Origin of the sequence: Streptococcus mitis, from assembly GCF_022137125.1 — a bacterium.
Lineage (GTDB): Bacteria > Bacillota > Bacilli > Lactobacillales > Streptococcaceae > Streptococcus > Streptococcus mitis_CE.
Window position 1 is genome coordinate 42526 of record NZ_JAKNEQ010000011.1, and the last position, 9083, is coordinate 51608.

Below are 9083 nucleotides of genomic sequence, written 5' to 3' on the forward strand. Positions count from 1 at the left end.
TTTGAAATAAATTTCACAAACTCTAAAGAAAAAGCTTGTGGAGAAAAGATAATGAGAAAAAATTCACAAGTAACCAAAAATTCTTTGTGAAATGTTTATGAAACTGTTTACAAAGTTGAAATAATGCGTTATAATAAACTTGTGAAAAAATTAACAAAGGATATCGATCCTTGAAAGCTATGGAGGAAAATATGGCTGATAAAAAAACTGTGACACCAGAAGAAAAAAAACTCGCTGCTGAAAAGCATGTCGATGGCTTGGTGCAAAAAGCTTTAGTTGCTCTTGAGGAAATGCGTAAACTCGACCAAGAACAGGTCGACTACATCGTAGCTAAAGCGTCAGTGGCAGCTTTGGATGCCCACGGAGAATTGGCTTTACATGCCTTTGAAGAAACAGGACGTGGTGTATTTGAAGATAAAGCAACTAAGAACTTGTTTGCTTGTGAACACGTAGTAAACAACATGCGCCACACTAAGACAGTTGGCGTTATCGAAGAAGACGATGTAACAGGTTTGACTCTTATTGCTGAACCAGTTGGTGTTGTCTGTGGTATCACTCCAACAACAAACCCAACATCAACAGCAATCTTCAAATCATTGATTTCATTGAAGACACGTAATCCAATCGTTTTTGCCTTCCACCCATCAGCTCAAGAATCATCAGCTCACGCAGCTCAAATCGTTCGTGATGCTGCGATTAAAGCAGGAGCTCCTGAAAACTGCGTACAGTGGATCACTGAACCATCTATGGAAGCAACTAGTGCCCTTATGAACCACGAAGGTGTTGCGACAATCCTTGCAACAGGTGGTAATGCCATGGTTAAAGCCGCATACTCATGTGGTAAACCAGCTCTTGGGGTAGGTGCCGGAAACGTTCCAGCTTATGTTGAAAAATCAGCAAACATCCGTCAAGCAGCACACGATATCGTTATGTCTAAATCATTTGATAACGGTATGGTTTGTGCCTCAGAGCAAGCGGTTATCATTGACAAAGAAATTTACGATGAATTTGTAGCAGAGTTCAAATCTTACCACACTTACTTTGTAAACAAAAAAGAAAAAGCTCTTCTTGAAGAATTCTGCTTCGGCGTGAAAGCAAACAGCAAAAACTGTGCTGGTGCGAAATTGAACGCTGACATCGTTGGTAAACCAGCAACTTGGATTGCAGAGCAAGCAGGATTTACAGTTCCAGAAGGAACAAACATTCTTGCTGCAGAATGTAAAGAAGTTGGTGAAAGCGAGCCTTTGACCCGTGAAAAATTATCACCAGTTATCGCAGTTTTGAAATCTGAAAGCCGTGAAGATGGTATTGCCAAAGCTCGTCAAATGGTTGAATTTAACGGTCTTGGACACTCAGCAGCTATCCACACAGCTGACGAAGAATTAACTAAAGAATTTGGTAAAGCTGTTAAAGCTATTCGTGTTATCTGTAACTCACCTTCTACTTTCGGTGGTATCGGGGATGTTTACAATGCCTTCTTGCCATCATTGACACTCGGATGTGGTTCTTACGGACGCAACTCAGTTGGGGATAACGTTAGTGCCATTAACCTCTTGAATATCAAAAAAGTCGGAAGACGGAGAAATAACATGCAATGGATGAAACTTCCTTCAAAAACATACTTTGAACGTGATTCAATTCAATACCTTCAAAAATGTCGTGACGTTGAACGTGTCATGATCGTTACTGACCATGCCATGGTAGAGCTTGGTTTCCTTGATCGTATCATCGAACAACTTGACCTTCGTCGCAATAAGGTGGTTTACCAAATCTTTGCTGATGTAGAACCAGACCCAGATATCACTACGGTTGAACGTGGTACTGAGATTATGCGTGCCTTCAAACCAGATACAATCATCGCTCTCGGTGGTGGATCTCCAATGGATGCCGCTAAAGTAATGTGGCTCTTCTACGAACAACCAGAAGTGGACTTCCGTGACCTTGTTCAAAAATTCATGGATATCCGTAAACGTGCCTTCAAATTCCCATTGCTTGGTAAGAAGACTAAATTCATCGCGATTCCAACTACATCTGGTACAGGATCTGAAGTAACACCATTTGCCGTTATCTCTGATAAAGCAAACAACCGTAAATACCCAATCGCTGACTACTCATTGACACCAACTGTGGCAATCGTAGACCCTGCCTTGGTATTGACAGTTCCTGGAGTTGTTGCTGCGGACACTGGTATGGACGTATTGACTCACGCGACTGAAGCTTACGTATCACAAATGGCTAGCGACTACACTGACGGACTTGCACTTCAAGCCATCAAGCTTGTATTCGAAAACCTTGAAAGCTCAGTTAAGAATGCAGACTTCCACTCACGCGAGAAAATGCATAACGCTTCAACAATCGCTGGTATGGCCTTTGCCAATGCCTTCCTAGGTATTTCTCACTCAATGGCTCATAAGATTGGTGCGCAATTCCACACAATTCACGGTCGTACAAATGCTATCTTGCTTCCATACGTCATCCGCTACAACGGTACACGTCCAGCTAAGACAGCAACATGGCCTAAGTACAACTACTACCGTGCAGATGAAAAATACCAAGATATCGCACGCATGCTTGGACTTCCAGCTTCTACTCCAGAAGAAGGTGTGGAGTCTTACGCAAAAGCTGTCTACGAACTTGGTGAGCGCGTAGGTATCCAAATGAACTTCAAAGCACAAGGTATCGACGAAAAAGAATGGAAAGAACATTCACGTGAATTAGCCTTCCTTGCTTACGAAGACCAATGTTCACCAGCTAACCCACGCCTTCCAATGGTTGACCATATGCAAGAAATCATCGAAGATTCTTACTATGGTTACAAAGAAAGACCAGGACGCCGTAAATAATCGTTTATCAGCCTAGAGACAGGAATTTCCTGTCTCTTTTTTGTGAAATTGGAGTATCGAAAATAAATTTTAGCTTTCTGTTTTAGATTTTTATCTCAAAAGAAAAGTGGGAAATGACTAGGTAGACAAAGAAAGACAGCAGTATAGGCTTTTGAAGGAGAAAGAAAAATAAGTGGGGTATAGACAAAAAACAACGCCCGTACTTGCAATTAAACTTAAATAGTTATATAATAGGTTTGTTGAAAGGTGATTTGTAGTGATTCAAGTTACTCTTTTCACAATAAAAATTTCATGATTTTCATAAGGAGGAAATCACTAATGGTAGTTAAAGTTGGTATTAACGGTTTCGGACGTATCGGTCGTCTTGCTTTCCGTCGTATCCAAAACGTAGAAGGTGTTGAAGTTACTCGTATCAACGACCTTACAGATCCAGTTATGCTTGCACACTTGTTGAAATACGACACAACTCAAGGTCGTTTCGACGGTACTGTTGAAGTTAAAGAAGGTGGATTCGAAGTTAACGGTAAATTCGTTAAAGTTTCTGCTGAACGTGATCCAGAACAAATCGACTGGGCTAACGACGGTGTAGACATCGTTCTTGAAGCAACTGGTTTCTTTGCTACTAAAGCAGCTGCTGAAAAACACTTGCACGCTGGTGGTGCTAAGAAAGTTGTTATCACTGCTCCTGGTGGATCAGATGTTAAAACAGTTGTATTTAACACTAACCATGACGTTCTTGATGGTACTGAAACAGTTATCTCAGGTGCTTCATGTACTACAAACTGTTTGGCTCCAATGGCTAAAGCTCTTCATGATAACTTTGGTGTTGTAGAAGGATTGATGACTACTATCCACGGTTACACTGGTGACCAAATGCTTCTTGATGGACCACACCGTAAAGGTGACCTTCGCCGTGCTCGTGCTGCTGCAGCTAACATCGTTCCTAACTCAACTGGTGCTGCTAAAGCAATCGGTTTGGTTATCCCTGAATTGAACGGTAAATTGGACGGAGCTGCTCAACGTGTTCCTGTTCCAACAGGTTCTGTAACTGAATTGGTAGCAGTTCTTGAAAAGAACGTTACTGTTGATGAAGTGAACGCAGCTATGAAAGCAGCTTCAAACGAATCATACGGTTACACAGAAGATCCAATCGTATCTTCAGATATCGTAGGTATGTCTTACGGTTCATTGTTTGACGCAACTCAAACTAAAGTTCTTGACGTTGACGGTAAACAATTGGTTAAAGTTGTATCATGGTACGACAACGAAATGTCATACACTGCACAACTTGTTCGTACTCTTGAATACTTCGCAAAAATCGCTAAATAATTCTTGAGTTGATAAAAAAGCAAGGCCTCTGGTCTTGCTTTTTAAATATTTAAAAATGGATGACACAATCATCCATTTTTTTTTATTTCTGTTTCAAAAGTATTCGAGAGGGCAGTAAAACTCAATTTTTCTAAGGTGAGTGGATGAGTAAAGGAAAGTCGAAAAGCATGAAGCATAAGCCGACTTGATTTTGATTTACTATTATAGAGAGGGTCACCCAGGATTGGGAAGCTATGATGAGCAAGGTGAACACGAATCTGATGGGTTCGACCTGTCTTTAGTTTGCAACGAACAAGAGTTGTTTTGTTGGGAAATTGCTTTAATCTGCTTACCTGCGTTTCAGCATATTGCCCATTTTTTGCATCAATTATTCTTTTTCTACGATCATGGCGATCACGTCCGATTTTGTCCCTGAAAACAAGCTCTCTGCCGTTGATATTTCCGTCAACAAGTGCCCAATATTCCCTGGAAATCTCTTTTTTCTCCAATAAGCGGTTGAGAATGGGTAGAATAAAAGCATTTTTAGCAAAGAGAACCAAGCCACTGGTTTCCATGTCCAGACGATGAACGACATAACAGGTCTGGCCAACGTAGGCACTGACATGGTTAAGAAGAGCAATTTCGTTTGGTTGATTGCCGTGCGTTTTCATCCCCTCTGGTTTGTTGACAATAATCAAGTGTTGATCTTGATAAATCTCTTGAACGAGGTCAGGATTGCCCCAAGGGATTTCTTTTTCGGGATAATCTTCCTTGTCAAAAGTTAACTGGCAAATATCTCCAGGATTTACCGTCTCGTTCCAATGAACTTCTCGCTGATTAATCAAAATGTGTTTCTTGATTCTCAAAAAATGACGGATTTTTCTAGGGATGAGGAGTTGTTCCTCAAGTAATTGCTTTACCGTCATTTGAGGTAGAGAGTCTGGTAATGTAAATGTGAATTTCATACAGATATTGTAACAAAAAAAGACCTATTTTGATAGGAAATAGCTAAATTCTTGTCTTCCTATGATGAAGATGATAAAATAAACGCATGAAATTAGATAAATTATTCGAGAAATTTCTTTCTCTTTTTAAAAAAGAAACAAGTGAACTAGAGGACTCTGATTCTACTAGCTTACGTCGCTCTCGTAGTGATCGAAAAAAATTAGCCCAAGTAGGTCCAATTCGAAAATTCTGGCGTCGCTATCATCTAACAAAGATTGTCCTTATACTAGGTTTGAGTGCAAGCTTGCTAGTTGGAACCTATTTGTTTGCTGTAGCCAAGTCAACCAATGTCAATGATTTGCAAAATGCCTTGAAAACTCGAACTCTCATTTTTGACCGTGAAGAAAAGGAGGCTGGTGCCTTGTCTGGTCAAAAAGGAACTTATGTTGAATTGACTGATATCAGTAAAAATTTGCAGAATGCCGTTATTGCGACAGAAGACCGTTCTTTTTATAAAAATGACGGAATTAACTATGGTCGTTTCTTCTTGGCTATTGTAACTGCTGGTCGTTCAGGTGGTGGTTCTACTATTACCCAACAGCTGGCTAAAAATGCCTATCTATCACAGGATCAAACTGTCGAGAGAAAAGCAAAAGAATTTTTCCTTGCCTTAGAATTAACAAAAAAATATAGTAAGGATCAGATCTTAACCATGTACCTTAATAACGCATATTTTGGAAATGGTGTGTGGGGTGTAGAAGATGCGAGTAAGAAATACTTTGGAGTTTCTGCATCAGAAGTGAGTCTGGATCAAGCTGCGACTCTGGCAGGGATGCTAAAGGGTCCAGAGCTATATAACCCCTTGAAATCTGTAGAAGATTCTACTAATCGTCGTGATACTGTCTTGCAAAATATGCTGGCAGCGGGTTATATTGATAAAAATCAAGAAACCGAAGCTGCAGAAGTTGATATGACTTCGCAATTGCACGATAAGTATGAAGGAAAAATCTCAGATTACCGCTATCCTTCTTACTTTGATGCGGTGGTTAACGAAGCCGTTTCCAAGTATAATCTAACAGAGGAAGAAATTGTCAATAATGGCTACCGCATTTATACAGAGCTGGACCAAAACTATCAAGCAAATATGCAGGTTGTCTATGAAAATACATCGCTATTTCCGAGGGCAGAGGATGGAACATTTGCTCAATCAGGAAGTGTAGCTCTCGAACCGAAAACAGGTGGAGTTCGTGGAGTTGTCGGTCAGGTTGCTGGCAATGATAAAACTGGATTCCGGAATTTCAACTATGCAACTCAATCAAAACGTAGCCCTGGTTCTACAATTAAGCCTTTAGTTGTTTATACGCCTGCAGTTGAAGCTGGCTGGGCTTTGAATAAGCAGTTGGATAACCATACTATGCAGTATGACAGCTATAAGGTTGATAACTATGCCGGGATCAAAACGAGTCGAGAAGTTCCTATGTATCAAGCCTTGGCAGAATCGCTTAATCTGCCTGCTGTTGCCACTGTTAATGATTTGGGCGTTGATAAGGCTTTTGAGGCGGGCGAAAAATTCGGACTCAACATGGAAAAGGTCGATCGTGTTCTTGGTGTCGCCTTGGGAAGCGGTGTTGAAACCAACCCTCTTCAAATGGCTCAAGCATATGCTGCCTTTGCAAATGAAGGTTTAATGCCGGAAGCTCATTTTATTAGTAGAATTGAAAATGCTAGTGGTCAGGTCATTGCGAGCCATAAAAATTCACAAAAACGGGTGATTGATAAGTCTGTAGCTGACAAGATGACCAGTATGATGTTGGGGACATTCACCAACGGTACCGGTATTAGTTCATCACCTGCAGACTATGTCATGGCAGGAAAAACAGGAACAACTGAAGCTGTTTTTAATCCGGAATACACAAGTGACCAGTGGGTGATTGGTTATACACCGGATGTAGTGATTAGTCACTGGCTTGGTTTCCCTACGACTGATGAAAATCACTATCTAGCAGGATCTACTTCAAACGGTGCAGCCCATGTCTTTAGAAACATTGCCAATACCATTTTACCTTATACGCCAGGAAGTACCTTTACAGTTGAAAATGCGTATAAGCAAAATGGAATTGCACCAGCCAATACAAGAAATCAAGTACAGAGTAATGAAGAAAATCAGGCGGATAATAGCCTTTCTGATATTAGAAGTCGTGCACAAAATCTGGTAGATGAGGCTAGCCGTGCTATCTCGGATGCTAAAATTAAGGAAAAGGCTCAAACGATATGGGATTCGGTAGTCAATCTATTTCGTTAAGATGCTTGTCAAAGCCTAGCTTTCTTGTTATAATAGATAGGATGGAGGCGTTATGGCACTAAAAAAAGCAAGCCTAGCTTGTGCGGTTTGTGGTTCGAGAAACTATTCAATCAAGATCAGCGGAAACCCCAAGCCAACACGACTAGAAGTAAATAAATTTTGTAAACATTGTGGTAAGTACACTACACACAGAGAAACGAGATAGGAGAGAGCGATGCGTTTTATTGGAGATATTTTTAGACTTCTTAAAGACACAACATGGCCAACTCGCAAGGAAAGCTGGAGAGATTTTCGTTCTATCATGGAATACACTGCTTTCTTTGTTGTGATTATTTATATTTTTGACAAGTTGATTGTTTCAGGTTTGATTCGATTTATTAACATTTTTTAGAAGACCTGTGGAGTTATTCACGCTAGAAATCTTCTATTATGAAAGGAAGTATCATGGATAGTTTTGATAAAGGATGGTTTGTCTTACAAACCTATTCTGGTTATGAAAATAAGGTAAAAGAAAATCTATTGCAACGTGCACAAACCTACAATATGTTGGATAATATTTTACGTGTTGAAATTCCAACACAAACAGTGCAAGTTGAAAAAAATGGAAAGAGAAAAGAAGTAGAAGAGAATCGCTTTCCAGGTTATGTTCTTGTAGAAATGGTGATGACAGATGAAGCTTGGTTTGTTGTTCGAAACACACCAAACGTTACAGGATTCGTCGGATCTCACGGAAATAGATCAAAACCAACTCCATTATTGGAACAAGAAATCCGTGATATCTTGGTTTCTATGGGACAAACTGTACAAGAGTTTGATATCGATGTTGAAGTTGGTCAAACTGTACGTATCATTGATGGTGCTTTTGCAGACTATACTGGTAAGATTACAGAGATTGATAACAATAAAGTGAAGATGATTATCTCTATGTTTGGTAATGACACAGTTGCAGAAGTAAACCTAAACCAAATTGCAGAATTATAACCCTGAGAGAGGCAAGACCTCTCTTTTTTGTGCAGTTTAGACTGTGTAGGGAACAGAATGGATGAAACGTGCCAAAAGTGTTTCTGAATCTGTTAGACTGTATCTAGAAAGGGGGACGTTATGTTTAAAGAATTGTATAAAGAAGTCCAGGGAATTGTGTATAAGAGTAGAAATGAATATTACTTGCATTTATGGGAACTATCGGATTGGGACCAAGAGGGTATGCTCTGCTTACATGAATTGATCAGTAGAGAAGAAGAGCTAGTAGAAGATATTCCTCGTTTACGTAAATACTTCAAAACCAAGTTCCGAAATCGAATTCTAGATTATATTCGTAAACAAGAAAGCCAGAAGCGTAGATATGATAAAGAACCCTATGAAGAAGTAGGTGAGATTAGTCATCGTATCAGTGAGGGAGGTCTGTGGCTAGATGAGTATTATCTCTTTCATGAGACACTAAGAGATTATAGAAACAAACAAAGTAAAGACAAACAAGAAGAGTTAGAACGCGTCTTAAGACATGAACGCTTCCGAGGGCGTCAAAGAGTATTAAGAGACTTACGTATTGTGTTTAAGGAGTTTGATATCCGTACTCATTAGGGAGTCATACAAAAAAACATAAAAAGTTTAAAAAAGTTGTTGACAAGTTAGAAAAAGTCTGTATAATAGTAAGAGTTGAAAATAACAGCTCAGGTCCGTTGGTC

8 protein-coding genes are annotated in these 9083 nt (G+C 39.8%); 7 read left to right on the forward strand and 1 reads right to left on the reverse strand.

Annotation, left to right across the window (positions count from 1 at the left end):
* Positions 1-191 precede the first annotated feature (191 nt).
* Together adhE and gap are read left to right on the forward strand one after the other, a co-directional pair.
* Complete coding sequence (adhE, locus tag L0P31_RS09000) at positions 192-2843, forward strand: bifunctional acetaldehyde-CoA/alcohol dehydrogenase (protein WP_238096598.1); 2652 nt, start codon at positions 192-194, stop codon at positions 2841-2843.
* Positions 2844-3161: 318 nt separating this feature from the next.
* Positions 3162-4172 carry a type I glyceraldehyde-3-phosphate dehydrogenase gene (gene gap / locus L0P31_RS09005; RefSeq protein WP_020903608.1) on the forward strand — a complete coding sequence of 337 codons (1011 nt, stop codon included), beginning with the start codon at positions 3162-3164 and terminating at the stop codon, positions 4170-4172.
* Positions 4173-4240: 68 nt separating this feature from the next.
* On the opposite strand, the gene L0P31_RS09010 is transcribed toward gap, so the two are convergent.
* Positions 4241-5116 (reverse strand): RluA family pseudouridine synthase, encoded by an 876-nt coding sequence (locus L0P31_RS09010; RefSeq protein WP_337926986.1) that lies wholly within the window; start codon positions 5114-5116, stop codon positions 4241-4243.
* Positions 5117-5202: 86 nt separating this feature from the next.
* On the opposite strand from L0P31_RS09010, the gene pbp2a reads away from it, so the two are divergent.
* The 5 genes from pbp2a (at position 5203) to L0P31_RS09035 (ending at position 8979) form a co-directional block, all read left to right on the forward strand.
* A complete protein-coding gene (gene pbp2a, locus L0P31_RS09015; RefSeq protein ID WP_238096600.1) occupies positions 5203-7398 on the forward strand; it encodes a penicillin-binding protein PBP2A in 2196 nt (731 codons plus the stop codon).
* 52 nt (positions 7399-7450) lie between these two features.
* Positions 7451-7603, forward strand: a complete 153-nt coding sequence (gene rpmG / locus L0P31_RS09020; protein ID WP_001809375.1) for a 50S ribosomal protein L33 — start codon at positions 7451-7453, stop codon at positions 7601-7603.
* A gap of 9 nt (positions 7604-7612) precedes the next feature.
* Complete coding sequence (secE, locus tag L0P31_RS09025) at positions 7613-7789, forward strand: preprotein translocase subunit SecE (protein WP_001210990.1); 177 nt, start codon at positions 7613-7615, stop codon at positions 7787-7789.
* A gap of 53 nt (positions 7790-7842) precedes the next feature.
* Positions 7843-8379, forward strand: coding sequence for a transcription termination/antitermination protein NusG (gene nusG, locus L0P31_RS09030; RefSeq protein WP_000376740.1), 537 nt, complete (start codon positions 7843-7845; stop codon positions 8377-8379).
* Between the two features lie 120 nt (positions 8380-8499).
* Positions 8500-8979, forward strand: coding sequence for a transcriptional regulator (locus L0P31_RS09035; RefSeq protein ID WP_033684722.1), 480 nt, complete (start codon positions 8500-8502; stop codon positions 8977-8979).
* Positions 8980-9083: the final 104 nt, after the last annotated feature.